This window comes from Rhizobium ecuadorense, from assembly GCF_001187535.1.
Lineage (GTDB): Bacteria > Pseudomonadota > Alphaproteobacteria > Rhizobiales > Rhizobiaceae > Rhizobium > Rhizobium ecuadorense.
This window is the reverse complement of the sequence record NZ_LFIO01001611.1, coordinates 1-418: the sequence shown is the minus strand read 5'-3', so window position 1 is coordinate 418 and position 418 is coordinate 1. Positions and strand designations below refer to the sequence as shown.

Annotated in this window: 1 pseudogene; it reads right to left on the bottom strand. The window is 57.4% G+C overall.

Features of this window, described 5'->3' with window-relative positions:
- A pseudogene (locus AF337_RS32750) lies at positions 1-418 on the bottom strand (hypothetical protein); the annotation flags it as partial.

Genomic DNA, 418 nt, shown 5'->3' with positions numbered 1-418 from the left:
GCTTTAGCATGGCCGGGTTTGCCGTCCCACAATTCTGGATGCATTTCGAGCCAGGTCGCCGTCGCCTGATTCCCGTGGCGGCCGAACTGGGCAAGCTGGAAATGACCCGTGACGAGTACGAAGACGAGGCTTCGGTTGCGGGCAGATTTCGGTAGCGAGGAGAAATAATGCGCCAGAGCGAGTACCCCAGCACCGCCGTTCTCTTCGCACGCATTAGGTCCATCGGTGTGGGTGTTGATGATGATTGTCTCAAGCAGGTTGCAGCCCGGCAAAACCGCATAAATCGTATCGGTCGCAACGTCTTCCAACGTGCCATCCAAGGTCAGGCGACCGCTCAAACCGTGCTTGATCGCGGCTTTGATCCGCTCTCCTTCAGATTGCGCCACCCATATTGCAGGTAAGCCCCAATACGGTGTGG